General features: G+C 48.7%; 23 protein-coding genes. 13 read left to right on the top strand and 10 right to left on the bottom strand.

The features are described 5' to 3' along the window. Positions 1–26 precede the first annotated feature (26 nt). Both B067_RS0107780 and B067_RS0107775 read left to right on the top strand, forming a co-directional pair. A complete protein-coding gene (locus B067_RS0107780; protein ID WP_019529516.1) occupies positions 27–959 on the top strand; it encodes a hypothetical protein in 933 nt (310 codons plus the stop codon). Between the two features lie 5 nt (positions 960–964). Next, on the top strand, positions 965–1,750 hold the full coding sequence (locus B067_RS0107775) for a class I SAM-dependent methyltransferase (protein ID WP_019529515.1): 786 nt from the start codon (positions 965–967) through the stop codon (positions 1,748–1,750). A gap of 70 nt (positions 1,751–1,820) precedes the next feature. Here the strand turns inward: B067_RS0107775 and B067_RS21795 are convergent, their stop codons facing one another. After that, positions 1,821–2,612 carry a hypothetical protein gene (locus B067_RS21795; protein WP_020700287.1) on the bottom strand — a complete coding sequence of 264 codons (792 nt, stop codon included), beginning with the start codon at positions 2,610–2,612 and terminating at the stop codon, positions 1,821–1,823. 298 nt (positions 2,613–2,910) lie between these two features. Between B067_RS21795 and B067_RS0107765 the strand changes: the two genes are divergently transcribed. Continuing rightward, the gene (locus B067_RS0107765) at positions 2,911–3,201 is read left to right on the top strand and encodes a DUF1244 domain-containing protein (RefSeq protein WP_019529514.1); all 291 of its coding nucleotides are present in this window, start codon (positions 2,911–2,913) and stop codon (positions 3,199–3,201) included. 30 nt (positions 3,202–3,231) lie between these two features. On the opposite strand, the gene B067_RS0107760 is transcribed toward B067_RS0107765, so the two are convergent. Then, positions 3,232–3,636 (bottom strand): hypothetical protein, encoded by a 405-nt coding sequence (locus B067_RS0107760; protein ID WP_019529513.1) that lies wholly within the window; start codon positions 3,634–3,636, stop codon positions 3,232–3,234. A gap of 122 nt (positions 3,637–3,758) precedes the next feature. Between B067_RS0107760 and dinB the strand changes: the two genes are divergently transcribed. After that, positions 3,759–4,865 carry a DNA polymerase IV gene (dinB, locus tag B067_RS0107755; RefSeq protein WP_019529512.1) on the top strand — a complete coding sequence of 369 codons (1,107 nt, stop codon included), beginning with the start codon at positions 3,759–3,761 and terminating at the stop codon, positions 4,863–4,865. A gap of 95 nt (positions 4,866–4,960) precedes the next feature. Next, complete coding sequence (locus tag B067_RS0107750) at positions 4,961–5,533, top strand: DUF4136 domain-containing protein (protein ID WP_019529511.1); 573 nt, start codon at positions 4,961–4,963, stop codon at positions 5,531–5,533. Positions 5,534–5,605: 72 nt separating this feature from the next. Here the strand turns inward: B067_RS0107750 and B067_RS0107745 are convergent, their stop codons facing one another. Then, positions 5,606–6,568, bottom strand: a complete 963-nt coding sequence (locus B067_RS0107745) for a D-hexose-6-phosphate mutarotase (protein ID WP_019529510.1) — start codon at positions 6,566–6,568, stop codon at positions 5,606–5,608. A 157-nt stretch (positions 6,569–6,725) separates the two neighbouring features. Between B067_RS0107745 and rapA the strand changes: the two genes are divergently transcribed. Both rapA and B067_RS0107735 read left to right on the top strand, forming a co-directional pair. Further along, a complete protein-coding gene (gene rapA, locus B067_RS0107740) occupies positions 6,726–9,602 on the top strand; it encodes an RNA polymerase-associated protein RapA (RefSeq protein WP_019529509.1) in 2,877 nt (958 codons plus the stop codon). 143 nt (positions 9,603–9,745) lie between these two features. Then, complete coding sequence (locus B067_RS0107735; protein ID WP_020700286.1) at positions 9,746–12,034, top strand: lipopolysaccharide kinase InaA family protein; 2,289 nt, start codon at positions 9,746–9,748, stop codon at positions 12,032–12,034. On the opposite strand, the gene arfB is transcribed toward B067_RS0107735, so the two are convergent. The 4 genes from arfB to B067_RS0107715 form a co-directional block, all read right to left on the bottom strand. Further along, the gene (arfB, locus tag B067_RS0107730) at positions 12,031–12,444 is read right to left on the bottom strand and encodes an alternative ribosome rescue aminoacyl-tRNA hydrolase ArfB (protein ID WP_019529507.1); all 414 of its coding nucleotides are present in this window, start codon (positions 12,442–12,444) and stop codon (positions 12,031–12,033) included. The two genes, B067_RS0107735 and arfB, sit on opposite strands and share 4 nt — an antisense overlap. A 30-nt stretch (positions 12,445–12,474) precedes the next feature. Then, entirely contained in the window at positions 12,475–12,657 is a 183-nt protein-coding gene (locus tag B067_RS0107725; protein WP_019529506.1) for a hypothetical protein, read from the bottom strand. A 224-nt stretch (positions 12,658–12,881) separates the two neighbouring features. Continuing rightward, positions 12,882–13,205 carry a hypothetical protein gene (locus B067_RS0107720; RefSeq protein ID WP_240472833.1) on the bottom strand — a complete coding sequence of 108 codons (324 nt, stop codon included), beginning with the start codon at positions 13,203–13,205 and terminating at the stop codon, positions 12,882–12,884. An 82-nt stretch (positions 13,206–13,287) separates the two neighbouring features. Next, positions 13,288–15,087: an ABCB family ABC transporter ATP-binding protein/permease gene (locus B067_RS0107715; protein WP_019529504.1), complete on the bottom strand. Its 1,800-nt coding sequence runs from the start codon at positions 15,085–15,087 to the stop codon at positions 13,288–13,290. Positions 15,088–15,263: 176 nt separating this feature from the next. Between B067_RS0107715 and B067_RS0107710 the strand changes: the two genes are divergently transcribed. The 3 genes from B067_RS0107710 to rdgC all read left to right on the top strand — a co-directional run bounded on the left by B067_RS0107710 (position 15,264) and on the right by rdgC (position 17,663). Continuing rightward, complete coding sequence (locus B067_RS0107710) at positions 15,264–15,884, top strand: BamJ family beta-barrel-assembly machinery protein (protein ID WP_019529503.1); 621 nt, start codon at positions 15,264–15,266, stop codon at positions 15,882–15,884. An 82-nt stretch (positions 15,885–15,966) separates the two neighbouring features. After that, a complete protein-coding gene (locus B067_RS0107705) occupies positions 15,967–16,677 on the top strand; it encodes a glutathione S-transferase (RefSeq protein ID WP_020700285.1) in 711 nt (236 codons plus the stop codon). 65 nt (positions 16,678–16,742) lie between these two features. Further along, a complete protein-coding gene (rdgC, locus tag B067_RS0107700; RefSeq protein ID WP_019529501.1) occupies positions 16,743–17,663 on the top strand; it encodes a recombination-associated protein RdgC in 921 nt (306 codons plus the stop codon). 89 nt (positions 17,664–17,752) lie between these two features. Here the strand turns inward: rdgC and B067_RS0107695 are convergent, their stop codons facing one another. Both B067_RS0107695 and B067_RS0107690 read right to left on the bottom strand, forming a co-directional pair. Next, positions 17,753–18,721 (bottom strand): sensor domain-containing diguanylate cyclase, encoded by a 969-nt coding sequence (locus B067_RS0107695; protein WP_019529500.1) that lies wholly within the window; start codon positions 18,719–18,721, stop codon positions 17,753–17,755. 194 nt (positions 18,722–18,915) lie between these two features. Further along, positions 18,916–19,275, bottom strand: coding sequence for a response regulator (locus tag B067_RS0107690; protein ID WP_019529499.1), 360 nt, complete (start codon positions 19,273–19,275; stop codon positions 18,916–18,918). Positions 19,276–19,455: 180 nt separating this feature from the next. Here B067_RS0107690 and B067_RS0107685 point away from each other — a divergent pair, with 180 nt between their 5' ends. From B067_RS0107685 to B067_RS22230, 3 genes are all read left to right on the top strand, one after another. Continuing rightward, the gene (locus B067_RS0107685; RefSeq protein ID WP_019529498.1) at positions 19,456–20,796 is read left to right on the top strand and encodes an MATE family efflux transporter; all 1,341 of its coding nucleotides are present in this window, start codon (positions 19,456–19,458) and stop codon (positions 20,794–20,796) included. Between the two features lie 27 nt (positions 20,797–20,823). Beyond that, positions 20,824–21,144 carry a DUF3301 domain-containing protein gene (locus B067_RS0107680; protein WP_019529497.1) on the top strand — a complete coding sequence of 107 codons (321 nt, stop codon included), beginning with the start codon at positions 20,824–20,826 and terminating at the stop codon, positions 21,142–21,144. Positions 21,145–21,223: 79 nt separating this feature from the next. Next, positions 21,224–21,349 (top strand): hypothetical protein, encoded by a 126-nt coding sequence (locus B067_RS22230; RefSeq protein WP_276201898.1) that lies wholly within the window; start codon positions 21,224–21,226, stop codon positions 21,347–21,349. Between the two features lie 14 nt (positions 21,350–21,363). On the opposite strand, the gene B067_RS19910 is transcribed toward B067_RS22230, so the two are convergent. Continuing rightward, entirely contained in the window at positions 21,364–22,176 is an 813-nt protein-coding gene (locus B067_RS19910; RefSeq protein ID WP_019529495.1) for a response regulator transcription factor, read from the bottom strand. Positions 22,177–22,332 lie beyond the last annotated feature (156 nt).

The following is a 22,332-nucleotide window of genomic DNA, read 5'->3' as shown; positions in this document are numbered from 1 at the left end:
ATAAGCTTAAGCTACTAGGGGACAAGATGGCCGGGCAAGTGCACAGCGTTACCATGGATGTAACAGGAACCGTTAATGTTAGCGATGGGCAAGATGTTTGCCGCGCCGTGCGGGCGATATTGTCAGCCAGATACCCCGGCCATGACTTCACTATTCTCAGCACCCTTTATCACGATTTTTCCGCCTTGTATCAAGGCCACTACCCTGGTTACATCGCCTGCGAAACCCCCTATCACGACATACAGCATGTGTTAGACGTGAGCTTGGCGATGGCGCGCCTATTGGATGGCTACGATAAAAGCCACAGCCCAGACCAGCAACTAGGCCCAGAGTTGGCTGTTCTAGGTATGGCAGTGGCGCTGTTTCATGACTCCGGCTATATACGCAGCAGTGATGACAAGCAAACCCAGCACGGCGCGGAATATACCAAAACTCACGTTAGTCGCAGCGCTGCGTTTATGGCACATTATTTTCCGCAAGTAGCTCTGGGGCAGTGGGCTCAGCTAGCGGAAAAATTGGTGCATTTTACCGGCTACGAAGTGCAGCCCGAAGATATTGAATTGAGCGACCCCAAGCATCGGATATTGGGCGCCATGATAGGTACCGCCGATGTGGTGGCGCAAATGGCCGATGTTGCCTATCTCAATAAATGCCGTGATCACCTTTATCCAGAGTTTGAATTGGGCGGCATGTTAAAGCAGCGTTTAGCCGATGGTAGTGAACATATTATTTACAGCTCGGCAGAAGATTTGCTGGCCAAGACGCCGGGCTTTATCAAAAAAACGATCACCGAGCGTTTAGATGGCCATTTTCAAGGCCTGTACCGCTATGTAGAGGCGCATTTTGGTGGCGCTAATAAATATATGGATGCTTTAGAAAATAACTGTAAACATTTAGAATCGCTGCTGGCAAAAAACGATCCCGAATTATTAAAGCAAACCCTACATCGCCCCGAGTAAATCCTATGTCTCGTTCCGAGCTGGTTGTGCTGCTGGATGAAAGCTATCCGCAGCAGTTACAGTCGCTGGCCCAGCAATTACAACTCCCTTTAGTCAACCCCGATCAGTTAGCTGACAGCCATGCCGAATACGGCCTAGGTTTTTTTCAGCAGGCCCTGGGGGTGAAAGAATTAGCCAGTAAAGCCGGTCCCGTGTCGGTGGATTTTACCAGTGGCACGGCCGCTCACCGGCGCAATATGGGCGGTGGTGAATTGATAGTCAAAGCGATGGGCGGTAGTAAACAAAACCGACCTAGCGTGGTTGATATTACCGCTGGCTTAGGGCGCGATAGTTTTGTGCTGGCCAGCTGGGGCTTTACTGTGCAAATGCTAGAGCGCTCGCCCATAGTGGCTAGCTTATTGGCTGATGGCTTGCGGCGCGCTCAGCACTGTGAAAATTTTGAAGTACAGGACATCGCTGGCCGCATGCAATTATGGCAGGGCGAGGCGCAGGATTATTTAGTGGCGCTAAGTGATGAGCAGCTGCCCGATATTATCTATATGGACCCTATGTTCCCACCCTCTAAAAAGTCGGCACTGGTTAAAAAAGATATGCGTGTGTTTCATGCCATCGTCGGCAAGGAGCAGGACGGCAGCGAGTTACTGGCGACCGCGCGGGCCAAGGCTAGGCACCGGGTAGTAGTAAAACGTCCCAAAAAATCTGCCTACTTGGCCGATCAGCAGCCCAGTTTTAGCTTGGCGGGTAAGGCAGTGCGATTTGATATCTACAGCCTGCGCGCTTTTGTCAAATAAATGCCGCGGGCAAAAAGTGTCAGACATAAAAAAGCCCGCTAGCAGCGGGCTTTTTAGTAGTGCAGGCTAATTAAGCTTTTTTGGCTTTCTTAGCAGCTGGCTTTTTAGCGGCTTTCTTAGTAGCAGCTTTAGCTTTCTTGGCAGCTGGTTTCTTAGCGGCCTTTACAACTACTTTCTTGGCTGCTTTCTTAGCGGCTTTTTTGGCTGCTGGTTTTTTAGCAGCAGGCTTTTTAACGGCCTTTTTGGCTTTCGCTTTTTCTTTAGCGGCAGCTTTCTTGGCAGCAGCTTTAGCTTTGGCAGCGGCTTTTTTAGCAGCAGCTTGAGCTTTAACAGCTTTCGCTTTAGCGGCTAATTTAGCTTTAGCGGCAGCTTTCTTAGCTTGGGCTTTTTGCTTAGTGGCGGCTTTTTTAGCTGCTACTTTCGCTTTAGCGGCGGCTTTCTTAGCTTGGGCAGCTTCTTTTTTAGCAAGGGCTTTGGCGGCCGCAGCTTCAGTTTTAGCTTCTACGGCGGCAGCTTTTAAGCCTGCTTTGGCAGTGGCAACTTCAGCTTTAAGGGCGCTGGCAATATCTTTAGCGGCTTTTTCAGCAGCTTTAGCTTTAGCGGCAGCAGCTTTAGCTTTAACAACAGCGGCTTGGTTAGCAGCGTTTTTCTTGGCTTTAGCTTTGGTTTTAGCAGCAGCTAGTTTTTTAGCGGCAGCAGTAGCTACAGTTTTAGCTTTAGCAGCGTCTTTAGCAGCCTTAGTTGCAGCTTTTTCAGCAGTAGCAGCTTGGCTAGTGCGAGCTTTTTCAAGCTTAGCTTTAAGCTGAGCGATTTCTTTCTCTATTTCAATAACAGGGTTTGCAACTTTTTTTGCAGCGGCCATAGTTTTGTCCTTACGTTCATTAAAAAATAATTATAAAGGTTCAAAAAGCTTTGTTTAAAAAACAAGCGAATTATACCCGGCTTTTTCTACGAAGAAAGTGAAAATAGAAAATAAGTAGCTGAAAACAAACAAATTGGCATTATTTTTTTAATCTTTTGTAAAATTATTCGGCATTTTTGCTCTTTAGCTTCTTTTTGCTGTAAAAAATTCCCCCTGTCTTGCGTACCAGACCCGTTGTGGACCATACTTTTTGGCAGGTGAATGATTAACTTAATGAACGAAAAAAAGAGTGTGTGAAATGGAAAAGAATACCCAAACAGAAATAGAGGCGGCTGTATTTCGTCGCTTATTGGCCCATTTGGATAGCCGCAAAGATGTGCAAAATATTGAGCTGATGAATTTGGCGAGCTTTTGTCGCAATTGCTTAGCTAAATGGTATATGGCTGAGGCAGAAGAGCGGCAATTAGCGCTAGATTATGATGGGGCACGGGAGATTGTTTATGGTATGCCTTATCAGGAGTGGAAGGAAAAATACCAATTAGAAGCCACCCCGGAGCAGCTAGCGGCGTTTAATAGCGATAATAAATAGTGGTGTCTAGCTCTGGGGTGGTAAGCCTATTTATAACAGGCTGCCATGTGGCAGAAAGCGGTTATTACTATTGGTTTTAATCCATAAGCTCAGTTCTTTACTTATGCCCATGCCCCGTTGTTTTAATATCTTCCCTAAACCGATAACGGGTGACTGATCGCCTGCTTCCCAGCCGGGTAGTTGCTCCGCCTTGGTAAAAAACTGCATTAATGCGCTGATGTCAGCATCGTTGAGCGTTTGAGCCTGAGTTTGCCAGTGATCAATCGCTAGTCGCATTAAAGGGGCGTAGTCGGCTAGTTCTTGGCTGCTGAATTGCTGTGCCAAATTATCCAGCTGTTTGTCAGTAGCTAGAGCAATAAAGCGTTGCAATAGCTGTGGGCTAACACTGATTGTGAGTTGCGATGATTGATCGGCTGACCATGTGCCTATAGTCATACTGTGTACCTGAGCGTAGTGAATTTCTTTTATTATAGTGATGCTGCAGGCAAATCATACTACTTTGCTTTTTGCTGAGCCGGTGTATACTGTTTTTATGTACAGGATTCAGCGGTTTTTTTATGTTTGCAGTCACTACAACGCTCCCCAGCCGAAAAATCATTCACTGTGATTGTGATTGTTTTTTTGCCGCTATAGAAATGCGTGACGACCCTTTGTTGCGCGGGCGGCCTATGGCGGTGGGTGGCAGCAGTGAGTTACGCGGGGTGATTTCTACCTGTAATTATGAAGCTCGTGCTTATGGTGTGCACTCGGCTATGGCCACCGCGCAGGCCAAAAAACGCTGCCCTGATTTATTGGTGGTGCCTCACAATATGGCGAAGTATCGCCTTGCCGCACAGCAGATACGCGATATTTTTTATGACTATAGTGACGCGGTAGAGCCGGTGTCTTTAGATGAGGCCTATTTAGATGTCAGCAATAGCAGTGCCTGCCAAGGCAGCGCAACCTTAATCGCCCAAGAAATCATGGCCAGAGTGTTTGCTGAGGTGGGTATTACGCTTTCCGCGGGGGTGGCCAGCAATAAATTTTTGGCAAAAATAGGTAGTGATTGGAATAAACCCAATGGCTTGTGTGTGATTTTGCCACAGCAGGTGGCCGATTTTGTGGTGGATTTACCTGTGGTAAAAATTAACGGTGTCGGCAAAGTTACGGCAGAAAAATTACATCGTATGGGGGTGCAGCGCTGTGGTGAGTTGCAGCGCTATACGGTATTTGAATTGGTGGAGCTGTTTGGTGCTTTTGGACAAAGGCTGCATCAACTTTGCCGCGGCGAAGACGAGCGGCTGGTTAAGCCTAGTCGGCAGCGTAAATCCTTAAGTGTGGAGCATACCTATCCGGTAGATAAGAACGGTTTAGCGCAATGCCTGGCGCAATTACCGGTATTGTTTGCTCAGTTGCAGCAACGTTTGCAAGCGCTGGACGGCCGTTATCCGGTCAGCAAGCAATTTGTGAAGTTTAAATTTTCTGATTTTCAAAGTACCACGGTGGAGTGCGTGACGGCGGGTAGTATTAGATTATCTGTGTACCATGATTTATTTCATCAAGCCTTTGCCCGCGGGGCTGGTCTGAGTGTGAGGTTATTGGGCTTGGGGGTACGTTTTCAGGTGAGCCAAGAGTTACTAGAGATACAGCTACCTTTATTCCCTGCTGAGTTGGCGCAGGCATAAAAGCGACTAAGTTTAGATATGGACTGCTGACATAGGTTACACTCCTTAGCGATACTTAAGACTGTGTAACGCGAGTGAGACTAAGAGGCTTTGCTGTGAATAAAATTATAGGATTAATCGTACTGGCCGGGGTGTTGGGGCTAACGGCTTGCACCACTATGCAGACCGAGACCGCCGATATCAGCCGTTTTAAGAGCAAGCAGTACCGCAACTATAGCTGGGCTACGGCAGCCATGGAGCACAAGCAGGGGCGCTCAGAGCGTGCGGTGATTATGGACCATGCTCTGCGTGAGGCACTGAACACGCAGTTAACCGCTAAGGGCTATCATTTAGTTGCCTCTGGCCAGGCGCAGTTTGTGGTGGATTATCGCTATACTCGTAAGGTGACCACCGATAAAAGTGAACCTAGTGATGCCTCTAAAGCCTTAGATGGCGCTTGGGATGTAGGTGCCACTATGGGCGACCCCGGTTTGCAGACTGAGTTTGCGCCGGATAAAATTAGCGAGTTGTTTCTGCGTTTTAGTGTACGCGACAAACTCAGCAAAAAAGAATTATGGCACGGCACCGCCTCAAAAATCATGGATGCTTCGTCAACTAGTAAAGCGCAAATTAAGATGATTACCCAGCGGGTGGTGCAAAAACTCTTTAACCAATTTCCCAGCTATTAAGCGCTGTTGGTGGTAGGCAAAAAAAAACGCTGTCGCTAACACGACGGCGTTTTTTTTGCCTGCGATAGCGGTTTACAGCGGCTGCGGTTGAATGCACAGGCTAAGCTGGCGGCTCTGCTGTGGCGCTAGGGTGACGATATCCTCGCCGGCATTGGCGGTTTCTATGCATAGCATGCGTCGGTAATCGTCGGCGGCAAAGTGGTTTAATTGCTTGGCTTTATTCATCCAAGGGTTCCACAGCACGGTGCTGTGGCTGCCGCTGCTGGTGATTAAGGTTTGCTGTTTTTGCCGCTTGTCTAGCAAGTATATTGGCGGCAGTTCTTTTTGTTGTAGCCGGGAGTGTTGATACAACCGGTTTACTTCTGTGTTGACGCGCACAGCACCCTCTTGAGTACTATGGGCTTCGGGGTTGTTAATGTCGACATAGCGCTGCTGCTCTAAACCGGTCACTTCACAGTCGCTGATATCACTCACTGCATAGTAGCTGTGTAAGGCGCTGCTATAGCTGAAGGGACGCTGGCCGTTATTGGTAACTGTTAGGTTCATCTGTAATTGCTTACCCACCTTGATCTCTAATTGCAGGCGGCTGTCATAGGGCCACAGTGCTTGTTGTGCGGCACTGGGTTGGTAGCTGAATTGTAATTGGGTTTGCTCGTTGTTGTCGGTGTTTATGCTATCGAGCTGCCAGTCGCTATTGCGGGCAAAACCGTGGGCGGAATAGGTTTGTGCACTGTCTAGCTGGCCGGTAATGGCCGCAGGGTTATCGCTTAGCTGGCCAAACCACGGCCAGCTTATGGGTATGCCGCCGCGTAACGGCCGACCCTGCTGATAGCTATTACTGCCACTTAGCCATAGGGTTTTGTTGTGGCCGTGGGCCTGATACTCGGCCACCTGTGCGCCCTGCAAAAAAATCAGTGCTTTAGCGGCACTATTGCTAACGGCTACCGCAATTAACTCCTTGTGTAGTTCTATATGTATGCCATCTAAATGGCCAAACTCACTGTAGAGTTGTTGTAGCTGTTGCGCGAGGTTCATGGTGCCTATCGTATCCTTTGGCTTGTGCAGAAGCTGCTAAGCTTAATCGCATTGCTTAGGCTAGGCCAGCAGAGAACGCAATTGCCCCAGCCTTTACTTGCAAATAGCTGCCAAGGCCTTATCATCCGCGGCCTTATAGAGCTAATAGGAACTATACGTGAGCGACCTGTTGTTTGTGCCCGGCCAGCGCTGGGTAAGTAATACCGAATCGGAGTTAGGCCTAGGCATAGTGGTTGAGGTGCTGGGCCGGCGCGTAGATATAAGCTTTCCTGCCTCGGGGGAGCGCCGCACCTATGCGGTGGATAACGCCCCGTTAAACCGTGTGCGCTACGACGTAGGGCAAGAGATTAGCACGGCTGAGGATCAGAGCTTTAAAGTGGCTGAGGTTATAGAAGAGCGCAGCTGCTTATTTTATATAGGGTATAACGAACAGGGCGAAAAGTTGACGGTGCCCGAGTTAGAGCTCAATAGCTTTGTACAGTTTAGTCAGCCGCAAGATCGTTTGTTTGCCGGCCAAATTGATAAAAACCGCGCCTTTCAACTGCGCTGTGAAACCCTAGAGCATATACGTCACCAGCAATTGTCAGAGGTACGCGGCCTAGTGGGTGCCAGAGTGCAGTTACTACCCCATCAATTATATATAGCCAGCGAAACCGCCAACCGTTTTGCCCCTAGAGTGTTGCTCGCCGACGAGGTGGGCCTAGGTAAAACCATAGAGGCGGGCTTGGTCATACATCACCAATTAATGACCGGCCGTGCCAGCCGAGTGTTAATCGTGGTGCCCGATAGTTTGGTACACCAATGGCTGGTAGAAATGCTGCGTCGGTTTAATTTGTTTTTTAGCTTATACGATGCCGAGCGCTGTCAGGCGATTAAAGAGTCGGGTGTCGATAATCCTTTCGAAGAAGCGCAGCTGGTGTTGTGTAGCCTGTCTACCTTTACTGAGCACCAAGAGTTGCATGAGCAAGCGGTAGCCGCCAGCTGGGATTTAATGGTGGTGGACGAAGCCCATCACTTAACCTGGAGCCCCGAACAGGTCAGCCCTGCTTATCGCTGTGTAGAAGCTTTAGCCAAAACCGCGCAGGGTTTATTGCTGCTAACCGCTACTCCTGAGCAATTAGGTATAGAGAGCCATTTCTCGCGGCTGCGTTTATTAGACCCCGATCGTTATTACGATGTAGCAAAGTTTATCGCCGAAGAGCAGCACTACCAGCCGGTCAATGGCCTGGTACAACAGCTTATGGCCGCGAACGTTGCCGAGCATATCGCAGCCCCTGAATTTATCAGCCAACTCAGTCAGTATTTAGGTGCTGACGCGGTGGCTCATTTACAGCAGGAATGGCAGGGCGAGCAACCGCAATTAGCGATAGCCCACGCGATAGAGCAATTGCTGGATCAGCACGGTACCGGTAGAGTTTTATTTCGCAACACTCGTGCGTCAGTGGCTGGCTTCCCCGATAGGCATTTACACCAGCATCCATTAATTGCCCCCGATGACTATATGGCGCAACTAGACGGCGCAGAGATCAATGCCAGCCTCCGGCCAGAAGTCTTATTAGGCGAGCAATGGTTGAGCAGCGACCCGCGGGTGCAATGGCTAAGCAGTTGGTTGCGCGAACACCGCAGCCACAAAGTGTTAGTGATTTGTGCGCGGGCAGAAACCGCATTGGATTTAGAATTGCATCTGCGCTTAAAAGCGGGGGTGCAGTCGGCGGTATTCCACGAGGGTTTAAGCCTAGTGGCCCGCGATAGAGCCGCGGCCTATTTTGCCGACGATGAAGATGGCGCGCAGATATTAATATGCTCAGAGATAGGTAGTGAGGGCAGAAACTTTCAGTTTTCCCATCACCTAGTGTTGTTTGATTTACCACTCAACCCCGACTTATTAGAGCAGCGTATAGGCCGCTTAGATCGCATAGGCCAGCGCCACGATGTGCAAATACACTGCCCCTATTATCAGCAAACCGCACAGGAAAGTTTACTGCGCTGGTATCACGAAGGCCTCAATGCTTTCGAGAAAACCTGCCCGGCGGGCAATAATATTTATCAGCAAGTAGAAACTGAGTTGCTGGCTTGTTTGCGTGGTGAGCCTCAGGCTAATGAGAGCCAGGCTGAACAACTGGCAGCCTTATTAAGCCACACCCAGCAAGTCACCTTGCAAACCCTAACGGCCTTACAGCAGGGGCGGGATCGCTTAGTGGAACTTAACTCCTTTAATGAGGTTAAAGCTGAGCGCATAGTAGAAGCGTTTATTGCTGAAGAGCGACGGTATGAGTTGGCCAAATATATGGAACAGGTGTTCGACTTATTTGGTGTTGATCAAGAAGAGCACACGGCGCTAAGCACGGTAATTCATCCCGGCGATCATATGCTATGCCACAATTTCCCCGGCCTGTCAGAAGATGGCATGACGGCGACCTACCAACGGGAAATGGCCCTGTCCCGCGAAGATATACAGTTTTTAAGCTGGGAGCACCCGCTAGTAACCGGCGCTATGGATATGATTTTAGGTGGCGAGCTGGGTAATACCGCGCTGGCCACTATTAAGCTACCGCCTATTAAGCCCGGCACCCTAATGTTAGAGGCGGTGTTTACCGTACAATGTTCAGCGCCACCGCAATTACAATTACACCGTTATTTGCCACTCACGACTATCAGAGTGGTAGTGGACATCAATAACACTGACCTCAGCGCGATTTTAAGCAGCGAGCGCTTAGCCAAATTAGTGGCCAAAGTCCCTAAGCGCGTAGGCCAAGATTTAGTGCGGCAAACCCGCGCTGATATTATGAAACTAATTACCCTAGCCGAAACTATTGCTGCCGTGCAGCAGGCAGCGATCGTCGAACAAGCGCAGCAGGCTATGCTCAGCCAACAAACTGAAGAAGCGCAACGTTTATCCGCGCTGGCCCAGCGCAACCCCAATATACGGCAGGAAGAAATTGATTTTCAACTGCAGGCTACTGACATGTTATCGGCCTCGCTGCAGCAGGCACGCAGCAAACTGGAAGCTGTACGGGTATTAGTGGCGGTGTAAGTTTTGCCTGTTTACAGACCGGTGGCGGCAATAATGGCTGCACAACCGTTGGCACGATACAATACCTCAGGTACCAGCCTCAGCTAAGGGCTTCAGGTAATGGCCAGTGGTATAGCTAAACAACAGCATAATGAGTAACTATTTTGAATAAAAAAACAGCGGCGAATGCTTCTGCAACTAAACCCGTCACAGCAGCATCGGCACACATAATAGTGCCCTGGAAAATCTGGGCCAGAGCTGGCCTAGATGTATTAAGCTGCCTGGCAGAAATTCCCTCTTGGTTGCGCCTATCCCACGAAATTCATCACCGCAATCAAATTAGCAATGACTTTGTGGGCGTTAATATTGCCACCTCCAGCGATCCTGGCTGTGACGATAAAGTGATGGCCTACTTGCAGGACTTAGCCATACGTCATGTGCGTATGGATTACAGCTACTGCTCACAGCAGGGCGATGCTCAGCGCTTATTAAATCGCGTGTTAGCCGAAGGCTTGGATGTGATGCTGGATTTATTCCCGCCCAAAGAAGAGGCCGCGGCGTTGCGCGATGACGTGCAGGCGCAACAGCGCTGGCGCGAATTTTTACAGCAGGTGTTTAGCGAGTACGCCGGACAGGTTAGTATTTTTGAGATTGGCAGTACCCCTAATCGCGGCAAGTGGTCGGGCTTTGATGGCATTAGTTATTTACATGCCTGGCAAATTGCTACCGACGTGGCCCAACAATTTGAAGTGACCTTAGCCGGCCCCAATATCTCCGACTTTGAACCCTTGTATAACTTTGCCTATTTACGCGCCATGAAGCGGGTGGATTCAGTTCCGCTTATTCATAGTGATAATTTATTTGTTGAGCGAGTCGTGCAGCCCGAAGCTTATGATCATCGCGTGGCGGGTAACTGGGCTACCCGTAAACTCAATCTCAATCTAATTAAAAAAGCGCGCATAATCGCCGAGATAGGCCATCAAGAGGGTTGTGAAAAAACCTTTTGCACCTATAAATGCTGGACCAGAAAACGCTTAAGCCGCTGGAGCCTAGACCCGGAACAAAAAAATGCCGATTATCTGGTGCGTTATTTAATTATCGCCGCCGCCAGCGGTGCCTTGGACCGCGTGTATTGGGGGCCGCTAATTTGTAACCGCGATGGCCTAGTAGACTGCGGTGATGGCGGCTATCCCCATGTCGATAATGTCAGTTTTTATAAAGAAGTGCGTGGCGAAGTGGCAAACTTTACCCCCACCAAAGCCTACGTCGCCTTTAAATATATATCGGCTTTATTACGCCATGTGGTTTGCGTGCAAGGGGTGAGTGCCGATAACGGCATCAACCATTTTATTTTTGAAACCGAGCAGGGCGGTGAGGCGCATGTGGTGTGGTGCTTGGATCGCAGCGCCTTGGCACTTAGCGATATTTACAGCAAAGCACAGTTAGAGAGTGCCAGTTTCAAAACCGCTGAGGGTGTAGCTCCCCAGCAGTTGCCCATGATGGCGACCGAGCAACCGCTAATTATTGAATGGTCGCAATTACAAAGCGGCCGCCCCAGCAGTGATGATATCCGCACCTTGGATGACGTACTTGGCCGCACCGTTGTTTATCATGCTCACCCCGGTTTGCAGTCCGTGGCGGTGAATACACCGCAGTGGCTGGGGGTGGTGGCCGTAGCTGACGGACAAGACGTTGAGGCTACGGTTGCTACTTATATGCCCGCGGCGATGTTGGCGGCGCAAGAACTGGCGGTATTGCGCGACACCCGCAATCGTTTGTGGAATATACAGCTGAATGAGCAGGCTGAAGAAATACAAACGGTTAAATTAAATCGTGCTAAAGGCATCAAAAAATTCACCTATAGATTTATGCCCAGCAAGGGCAAAAGACATTGGAATAATGCTACCGAAATGTTGCGCAGAGGGATTAATACGCCTCAGCCCTTAGCCTTTTTTGAGCGCCATAAAAATGCGGGTATAGAAGATAATTACTATGTGTGCCGCTTTGTGCCCAATGCATTTTCGGCTAGAAATGTGTTTCAGGCCTTTAACCAAGGTGAAAGCGTTTATAAAGGCATGACTAAAGAAGCCTTTTTTGAAGCTATTGCCGCGTTTATTGCCACTATGCACGCCAGCAATATTGTTCATAGGGATTTGTCGTCAGGTAATTTGATGATGACTATGGATGAGCAGGGTTTAAATTTTTACGCGATTGATATAGGCCGAGCGAGCATTGATAAAACCAAAACTATTACTGATATGCAGCGCGGCATCGACTTAAAGCGGATTTGTTATAAATTAAATTGGGCCGATAGAGCATTGTTTATGGCGGCGTACCATCACTGTATCGGTAAAGAGGTAAAATTCTGGCAAGCTATGTTGTGGTCTTATGATGCTAAGCAAGGCTTTAAAAAAGGCCTTAAAGCCAAGCTGAAAGGTAAAGCGCGTAGCTAAAGATCTATCTTGCCCCTAAGCACTTTCTTTTTGCCGTGCTTGTTTTTACTGTCCATGCGTTTGCGTTGTGAATTTTTGCTGGGCTTGGTTGCCCGGCGCACTTTTTGCCTAACCCCTGCTTGTTGTATGAAGGCTTGCAGGCGGTTGAGGGCGTCCTCACGATTTTTTTCTTGGCTGCGAAAGCGCTGTGCTTTAATAATAACAATACCGTCTTTGCTAATACGCTGGTCGTTAAGCGCTATTAGCTGCTCAACATAATACGCAGGTAGGCAGCCGCAGTGGATGTTAAAGCGCAGGTGTATGGCGCTAGAAACTTTATTGACGTTTTGGCCGCCGGCACCTTGGGCGCGTATGGCGGTTAATTCAATGTAGTCTAGCGGTATAGTGACGGTGTTAGAGATTATTAACATGGCTTTTCGTTGTGCGCAGCCAGCTAAAAATTAAGCGTTGCTGTGCAACTTGATATAGGTTTTAAGTTGTTCAGCAACGGCGGGTTGCTGGCTATCTATGGCTAGCTGTACGTGCTCCCAGCCTATAGGGGCGTTGTTGCCTTCTACTAGCCATTCAACATCATCGAGATGGCCTTCCTCTATAGAGGTTTTTAATTGTTCTGCGCGAGTCATAATGATGTGTAATTTTTTGCTAAAGCTAAGTGATGGCGTTAGTGGGCGCTTAGAGCCTGCGTGTCATACTTAGTTCAGTTGTTATTGTTATCAATACTGCCGTGTATTTGCCGTTGTTATTGCGGGCTAATGTTTAGCCTAGGCGACAAGGGGGGCGATTGTACGCACTTTGCCTGCAATTGAAACGGTAATATTTACAATATGAAAAAAAAGTCTAATAGGGATTATTCCCATTCCCAGCGTAAAAGCTCACCAAAATCGTCATAAATCATTTTTTTACGTGGCCGGCGATTAGCTTTGGGCTTGGCGCTGCTGCTGGTTTTGGCTTTTTTGCGCTCTTCTAAGGCGGCGACAGCTTCAGTCACATAGGTGCGCTCGGCTTTGGGCTCTTGAAAAGGGGTATTGTCGGGTTTGAGGGGGCCATAGCTGGAGGGTCGGCCGCTAATGCCTGAGGCAATCTCCGCGACTGCACCACCTTCGTGTAGGAAATCGCGGATCTGCTGATCCATTTCGTCGCGTATATTAGCTTTGCTAATGGGCTTTTTCACTGCAGTTGCCATTGGTTGTTTGCGGGCCAGCCGCACAGTGTAATCGCTGGGCTGGCTTAGGTACAGGGCTATCAGGGATAAACTAGCTGGGCTGTTGCTCGCGCTGCTGCATATGCCACAGGGCGGCGTAATGGCCCTGTGCGGCCAGCAGTTGCTGGTGTTGGCCCTGTTCAACGATTTTGCCTTGCTCTAGTACGATGATGCGATCGGCATCAATAATGGTAGAGAGCCTATGGGCTATCACTAGGCTGCTATGCCCCCTAGCGGCGGCTTGTAGAGCCGTTAAGATAGCTTGCTCAGAGTGGCTGTCCAGTGACGAGGTGGCCTCGTCAAAGGCCATAATGGGTGGGTTTTTCAGCAGGGTGCGGGCTATGGCCACGCGCTGCTTTTCGCCACCGGATAATTTTAGGCCGCGCTCACCCACTGGTGTGTCGTAGCCCTGCGGCAGGCTGGCAATAAAGGGCGCTAGATGAGCCATTTGGCAGGCCTGTTCGATTTGCTGGTGGCTGGCGCTGGGTAGCCCGTAGCGTATGTTTTCATAGAGGCTGTCGTTAAACAGCACGGTGTCCTGCGGCACTATGCCTATGGCTTGGCGCAGTGATTGCTGGCTAACCGTGCTGATATTTTGCCCGTCTATGCTAATAGCTCCGCTGCTGACGTCGTAAAAGCGAAACAGCAGTTTCACCAAGGTAGACTTGCCCGCGCCGCTGGCACCCACTACGGCCACTTTTTCGCCGGGCTGCACCTCAAAGCTCACGCCTTGCAGTATGGGGCGGTCGGCATGGTAGTGAAAATAGACATTATCAAAACGGATATGGCCCTGGCTGACCACTAGCTCGCTGGCGTGGGCCGTATCCTGCACCTGCGGCTGCTGGGCTAACAGAGTAAACATTTGCTCTATGTTGGTCATAGAGCTTTTGATTTCTCTATATACAAAGCCTAAAAAATTCAGCGGCAAAAATAATTGCATCATAAAGGCGTTGACCAAGATGAAATCCCCTAGGCTCATTTTACCTTCGGTGACCTGCTGTGCTGCCAGCCCTATCATTAGGGTTTGCGCCACCGCGATAATTAAGGCCTGGCCGCCGTTGAGGGTAAACAGCGATAGTCGGTTGCTGCGCCGCGCCGACTCCCATTCGGCTAAGGCGCTATCGTAGCGCTGCGCCTCGTAGTGCTCATTGTTAAAGTATTTAACGGTTTCATAATTGAGCAGGCTGTCCACGGCGCGGGTGGTGCTGGCGGAGTCGGCTTGGTTGGCGGCGCGGACAAACTGGGTGCGCCACTCGGTGGCGATGATGGTATAGATAATGTAGAGGGTGACGGCGACGATAATAATCAGTGAAAAGGCGATGCCATAATTGACTAGCAACAAGCCGGCTATCATCAAAATCTCTATCAGGGTGGGGAAGATATTAAAGACGAAAAAACGCATTAAAAAGCTAATGCCGGTGGTGCCTCGCTCTATATCCCGCGATAGCCCACCGGTGCGGCGGTTAAGGTGAAAGGCCAAGTCCAGTTGGTGCAAATGCTCGAACACTTTTAAGCCTATGCGACGCATGGCACGCTCAGTGACGTGGCCAAAAATGGTATCGCGCAGTTCACTGAATAATACATTAGAGAATTTGGCCAAACCAAAAGCCAGTACCAAGGCCAGCGGCAGGGCGATAAGCTGGGCATCGCTGCCGCGCTGTATATCCAGCTTATCGACCAGATCTTTTAACACAAAAGGGCCGTAGACATTGGCACCCTTGGCCGCCAGCAGGCAGCCTATGGCCAAGGCTATGCGGGCTTTATACTCGGCCAGATAGGGCCAGAGGGTGACTAATATCTGCCAGTTAAAACCTTTAAATTCGGCTTGCGTGTTGCTGTCTAGATGGCGCATAGAGGGGGAGCTGCTCGTTAATAGTGCAATAAATAATGCAATAAATAGTTCGATATTAGACCAATAAAATCCGGCTAGTGTAGCCTTAAACGCAGCGCTTGTATCGTGGGCGGCAAGGCCGATAAGTTTATGATAAGCTGCGCAATCCTTTTTAATGACTGATTGAGTGAATTTTTATGTCTGATACGTATACCAGCGTTGAGCAACGCGCCAGCTACGGCATAGGCCGTCAAATGGGCGATCAACTTGCCGCTAACCCTTTTGATGGTGTTGATGCCGATGCCGTTGCCGCTGGCCTTATCGATGCGCTTGCTGGCAAAGCCAGTGTTGTGTCGCAGGACGATTTAAGCGCTGCTTTCCAAGAAATTACCCAGCGCATGCAAGCCAAAGAAGCCGAAAAAGCCAAAGAGTTTACTGTTGAGGGCGATGCCTTCCTAGCTGAAAATGCCAAGCGTGACGGCGTTACAGTAACCGAGTCCGGCTTACAGTATGAAGTATTAGTGGCCGGTGAAGGTGACAAGCCTACTGCCAGTTCTACCGTGCGCACCCACTACCACGGCACGCTAATTGACGGCACCGTTTTCGACAGCTCTGTTGATCGTGGTGAGCCTGCTGAATTTCCTGTTAACGGCGTTATTGCCGGCTGGACCGAAGCCTTACAGTTAATGCCTGTAGGTTCAAAGTGGAAGTTATCAGTACCTTACAGCCTTGCCTATGGCGAGCGTGGTGCTGGTGGTGCTATAGGCCCATACACAACCTTAGTATTTGAAGTTGAATTGCTAGATATTGTTGCTTAATTGCAGTCGCTAGCTGGAAGTCTCTAGTCGCTAGTTTGTGCGGCTAGAGACTAGCGACTGTAGACTATTGACTGTTCCCCATATGCCTATCTTATATTCTTTTCGTCGTTGCCCCTACGCTATGCGCGCACGTTTAGCGCTGGCCTATGCTGGCCTAGCTGTAGAGCTGCGGGAAGTCGTGTTGCGCGATAAGCCGGCCGAATTACTGGCCTGCTCGGCGAAAGCTACGGTGCCGGTATTGCAGTTGCCTGAGGGCTCTTTAATGGCTGATGGCACTGTGATGGCTGATGGCTCTCTAATAGCTGATGGCTCTGTGATAGATGAAAGCGTGGAGATTATGCAGTGGGCATTAGCGGCTAATGATCCCGACGGTTGGTTGGCTAGTAATGGCAGCGAACAAGCGGTTTTGATTGCGCGCAACGATAACGAATTTAAAAGTGCATTGGATAGATACAAATACCCTAATCGCTATGTAGACGATTACCCCCAGCTGAGCTTGTTAGAAATAGAACAACAGTATAAGCAGCAGGCGGAAATATTTATTAACGAGTTAGAGTTACGCTTACAGGCCCAGACATTTTTAATGGGGTGTAAAGTAAGTATGGCAGATATGGCGATTTTGCCTTTTATACGGCAGTTTGCCTTTGTTAATAAGGCTGGCTTTGATGCGGCGCCTTATCAACATGTGCAGCGTTGGCTGCAACAATTTTTACAATCCGAATTATTTGCCCAGGTAATGATTAAGTTACCGCAGTGGCATGCAGGTGATGAGCCGATTATTTTTGCGCAATAATTATTGAGAAATAACGCAGTAATTATTCAATAACAACAAGCCCTATTGATAAGAAAGAAGTGACTATGTGGTTTAAAAATTTATTAGTTTATCGCTTTACCAAACCCTTTACTGAAACCGTAGAAAACTTAGAGGCCGCTTTATCCGCGAAATCGTTTAACCCCTGTGGTAGCCAAGAGCTGAGCAGCTATGGCTGGGCGGCACCCTTGGGTAAGCATGGCGAAATGTTCACCCATGTCGCCAACGGTTACATTATGTTGTGCGCACAGCGTCAGGAAAAAGTTTTACCCGCCGGTGTGATTAATGAAGCACTGATTGAAAAAGTTGAACAGATACAAGCTCGCGATGGTCGTTCAGTAGGGCGTAAAGAGCGTATAGATTTAAAAGATGAAGTGCTGTTTGAACTATTACCTAAAGCCTTTACTCGTTCGTCGCGGCAGTATGCCTATATAGACCCACGTGCAGGTTTACTAATTATTAATGCCGGTGCGGTTAAGCGCGCTGAAGAGTTTATGAGCTACTTGCGGGAAACCCTAGGCACTTTACCGGTGATAGCGGCGACGGCAAAAAACGTACCGCAGCATGCGATGACGCAATGGGTGTTAGAGAACAAACCGCCGCAAGGCTTTGAACTGGGTGGTGAGTGTGAGCTGCGCGACAAGGCCGATGACAGTAGTATTATCCGCTGTAAAAATCAGGACTTGGGCTCTAAGGAAATTAACAGCCATTTAGCTGCCGGTATGTGGGTGAATAAATTGGCGATGAGCTGGCAGGGCGGCATAGATTTTATCGTCGATGATCAGCTGGCGATTAAACGCATTAGCTTTGGCGACTTAATTCAAGAGCAGGCTGAAAAACAAAGTGCCGACGATGCTGCTGCGCAGTTTGATGTCGACTTTAGTATTATGACGCTGGAGTTCGCCAAATTTATTAAAGATATCTATGTGGCTTTTGGCGGCGAAGATTTGTCGGGGCTGGATGACTGACTGCATGGCTAGCTGAATAGTCAGCTTAGGTGAGCAACTTTAGAATACGCTGAGTTTGCAGGGCAGTACCTGCAAGCTGCAGCCTTTAACTAGGCACTTTTAGCTTGGTTTCTGCCAGCTAGCTTGGCTTTATATAAGGCCTGGTCGGCGCGGGCAATAAGCTGATCTATAGTTTGATCGCCATGGCTGGCCTGCGCAACACCACAGCTGGCGCTAATATCCAAGGCGTGGCTTTTTACTTCCACGTCTATTTCGGTAATTTTTTGCAGCAGCCGCTGTGCCTGCAGCATGGCGGCATTTAATTGGCTGTCGCTAAGACAGATTAAAAATTCCTCCCCTCCCAAGCGACCAACAAAATCAGTTTGCCTTTGATTACTTAATAGCTGCTTAGCAATTAATTGCAGTACTAAGTCGCCTATACCGTGGCCGTAGTTATCGTTGACCTGCTTGAAATGATCTATGTCTAGATAAATAACCGATAGCGGCGTTTGGTAGCGTTGATAGCGGTCAAATTCATGCTGTAAACGCTCCAATAGGCGATTGCGGGAATAGACTTGAGTAAGGCTGTCATAGTCGGCCAATAGCTGCAGCTGCTCTTGCGAACTGACTTGTTTTAATAGAGCTTCGATAACGCTGGCAAACTCGTTGATAAGTGTCGTTTGCTCGGCATCAAAGTGGCCGGCGACATTACGTAACGCGCAAAAGGTACCAAAGATGCTGCCGTCAGGCCAGTTAACAGGCACGCCATAGTAGGCGATCATGCCTAGTTTTATCTCGGGGTTGTTATGCCATAGCGGGTCGTTAAGGGCGTCGCTTACTTCCAGTGGCTGTTGTGTGGCGATCACAGTTTCGCAATAGATTCCTGAGTTTAGGGCTACAGTGTCACTGCTGCGGAAGGGGCTTTGCGGCGTGTCGGCAGAGCTAATAACTTCCATGCTGTCGCTGTTTTGCCGCATGATTAACACGGCGGGTACCTGACAAACTTTAGCGACTAAATTGGCTATGGTTTGGCAGGCCTGCATGACATCGGGGTAGTTGCGTATATCTGCTTGGCTCATAATGCGGCTGACTACATAAATGTATAAAGCATAGAGTAAGCATAGAACCTGTACGGTTTTTTGCCTGTAAATAATTAAGAGGAAATAAAAAGGGGTAATAATTAGGGGGCAACTAAAAAGGGGCAATAATTAAGGGGTAATTAAAAAGGGCCTGGGCGGCCCTTAATCATGGTGTTGCTCTAGATAGGTGAGTACTACAGCAGTGCGGCTATTTCACTCAGTAATTCTTTGTCTTTAACCGGCTTGACCATATAGCTTTTGGCACCTTGACGCAGGCCCCACTGGCGGTCAGTTTCCTGATCTTTGCTAGACACTAAAATAATGGGGATATGCGCGGTCTCTACTGCCTTGCTGATTTGACGGGTAGCCTGAAAGCCGTTGAGGCCGGGCATTACCACATCCATTAAAATCAGGTCGGGTTTTTCGCTGCGGGCCATTTTAACGCCACTTTCACCATTGTCAGCGCGCATCACTGAGTGACCATTTTTTTCTAAGATGCTAGAGAGTTCTTTTTGATCTATAGGTGAATCGTCTACGATGAGTATATTTGCCATTATTGTTACCTTGTGCGCCATCTGCCGGTGCGGCGGCTGGTTTTATTATTAGCTTTCTTGCTGGTGCTCAATATGAACCTAGATAGTAAGCGAGTTCGGCTCCGTACGCCAACCTCTGTTAGTATAGACATCTAGCTTATTAAGAAAACCCCTTGCACTGTATATTTAATTGAATCCTGCATGAAACGCGCTGTATTTACCCAAGGCTCTACCCTTAAGCACATTCTGATCATGACCGGCGCCAACACCGTAGGCTTAATCGCCTTATTTAGTGTTGACCTGATTGATATCTATTTTTTGAGCCTGTTGGGTCAGGAGCAAATGGCTGCGGCAGTAGGCTTTGCCAGCACACTCTTGTTTTTTATGACCTCGCTAAGCATAGGCTTGCAGATAGCCATGGGGGCTCTAGTGGCTCAGGCCGAAGGGGGCAACGATAGAGCATTGGCGGGGCGTCATTGTAGTAATGTGATGCTGTTTAGTGGGTTGGTTGCGGCGCTAGTTTGCTTTCCTGCTTGGTTGTTTGCCGAGCAATTGTTAGCCTTTATGGGCGCGCAGGATGAAACCCTGTCCTTGGCGCTATCCTATTGCAATATTTTATTGCCGGCGACACCGTTATTGGCGGTAGGCATGTGTGCCGCCGCTGCACTGAGAGCCTTAGGTGACGCCCGCAGAGCGATGCTGGCCACTATGGGCGGCGCGCTAATTAATGCCGTGCTAGACCCCATCTTTATTTTCGTCTGCGAGTGGAGCATAGAGGGCGCCGCAATGGCCTCTTTTGCTGCCCGTATAGGGGTGTTTGCCCTAGCAGTAAGCGCCATAGTGAAAGTGCATCAGTTACCCAGTAAAACCAATAAAGCTTTTTTTCGTGAAGACCTGGCCGCCATAACAGCAATAGCGGGGCCGGCGGTATTAACCAATATCGCCACCCCTATAGGCAGTAGTTATGTGCTAAAAATGATGGCTAGCTTTGGTGATAGTGCGGTGGCGGGGGCGGCTATTATAGGGCGCATAGCGCCGGTGGCTTTTGTGGCGTTGTTTGCACTGTCGGGGGCTATAGGCCCCATCATCGGGCAAAATGCGGGCGCGGGGCGCTATGATAGGGTGCGGCAAGTGGTGTGGAATGCCATGCTCAGTAATTTAGCGTATGTGCTGGTGATTTGGGCGCTGTTATTTTTACTTAGCGAGTATTTGGTGCAGTTTTTTAGCGTAGATGGCGACGCCGCCGCGCTGATCACGTTTTATACCCATTACTTGGCTGGCGGTTTTGCCTTTGGCGGCATGTTGTTTATTGCCAATGCCAGTTTTAATAATCTGCACCTGCCGTATATTGCGACTATGTTAAATTTTGGCCGGGCTTTATTGGGTACTGTGCCTTTAGTGTATATATTTTCACAGTATTTTGGTGCTGTTGGGGTGATAGCGGGTGAAGTAGCCGGCGCTGCGGTATTTGGTGTATTAGGTTTTAGCTTGGTATTGTGGCATATCAACCGTTTAGAGAAAGCTGAGTCGGTTACGGTATAAATAGCTAAATATAAAGAGGGTGGCAGAGTGTATTTTAGTTTAGGGGATTTATTGTTACTGGCGGCGTTTATTACCTTGCTGGTGTATTGGTGGCGAGCCCAGGGGGTTAAGCAGCAGGCTTTTGTCGCCGTCAAAAAACACTGTAAAGAAATGGATGTGCAGTTGCTGGATGAGGGTGTGGCGTTGCGCGGTTTTTGGTGCAAACGCGATGAGCAGGGGCGTTTAAAAATATGGCGCTCGTTTGTATTTGAGTTTAGCTCTACCGGCAACGAACGCTATCAAGGGCGAGTCTTTATGTTGGGGCAGGGCATAGAAAAAATCGAGCTGCAGCCACATCGCTTAAACTAAAGGCTGTTTGATATGCATCAAGGTCATTTCACCGTATAGGCGTAGTCTACAATTCATTAATAGTGCTTAGAGGGGAACGATGATGTATATAGATGATGCAGTAGTGGCCGGTATAATTATTGTCGTTTTATGCTTTGTAATGTTGGTGTATGTAGGGCGTTTCGCCTATAAACACATCAAAGATGATGTACAAAAAAAGCCTTAATGGCTTGCTAGCTCTTAGGCTTGGTCCAAACTATTGGTGAGGTAGCTGATAAAGCTGCTAAATAATTGCGCGTGAGAGGATGTGCCCAGTTTATTATTAATGTGTTTGCGATGCACTTTAACGGTTTCAAAACTAATATATAAATTTTCGGCTATCGATTTATTGGAATGCCCCTTTAACACTTCACGTACTATTTCCTGTTCCCTGCTGGTTAATACCTCAGCGCCAAATTGGTGAAAGGCGGCGGCAATATTTTTTGCACTGCTATCGTCTACTTTTTCATTATTTAATACCGAACTCCAATGCTGCCGGCAAATGGCCAGCAGCGTCGGCGTTGCATAGTGTAGCCGCTGTTGCTCGCGTTTATTCATTCTTCCCAAGCTACTAAAGCGATGGCCTATAGAATGGGCGATATAATAATCGGGTTTTAATTTTAACAGCAGCACGCTCTCATCACGCAGGCCTATGTTTTTGTAATAGCGCTTAAAATATTCGCTTTGCTTAAAGTGATCGGGGGCCAAGTCTTTTAGATGATAAGCGCCTGAAGGGGCGTCGTTAAAACAAAACTGGGCTATGGGATCTAGCAAATAGGCGCCTTCACAATAACTGGGGAAGGTAGGTTTAGCCCATTGCTCGGGCAGGTTGTGAAACAGCACGGTAGGTACTTCTTTAGTGGATAAGGTGTAAACAGCAATATGATTGTATTGCGTAATACTGCATATAGCCGCAGAAAGCTGCAATACAAAATCATCGCTGCCGATTTTATCAACCAGCAAGGCCAGTTGCTGGTGCCATTCTGCCGAATTTAGTAAAAGCGTACCACTCAAAACCTACCTCTCTATCTATCTCATTATCCATCTCACTATCATTTTTATTCTTTGCCTATCGCTCACAAATACCCCCGCGACGTTATAGGCAATACCTGTTGCTTGTGGTCTTCTAGGCACCGTCGGGAGCCATAGGCTTTTGGTCGACATGATAGT

It is taken from the genome of Dasania marina DSM 21967 (assembly GCF_000373485.1).
In the GTDB taxonomy this organism is placed as follows: domain Bacteria; phylum Pseudomonadota; class Gammaproteobacteria; order Pseudomonadales; family Dasaniaceae; genus Dasania; species Dasania marina.
The sequence above is the reverse complement of the archived record's forward strand: the minus strand, read 5'-3'. Positions and strand labels throughout refer to the sequence as shown.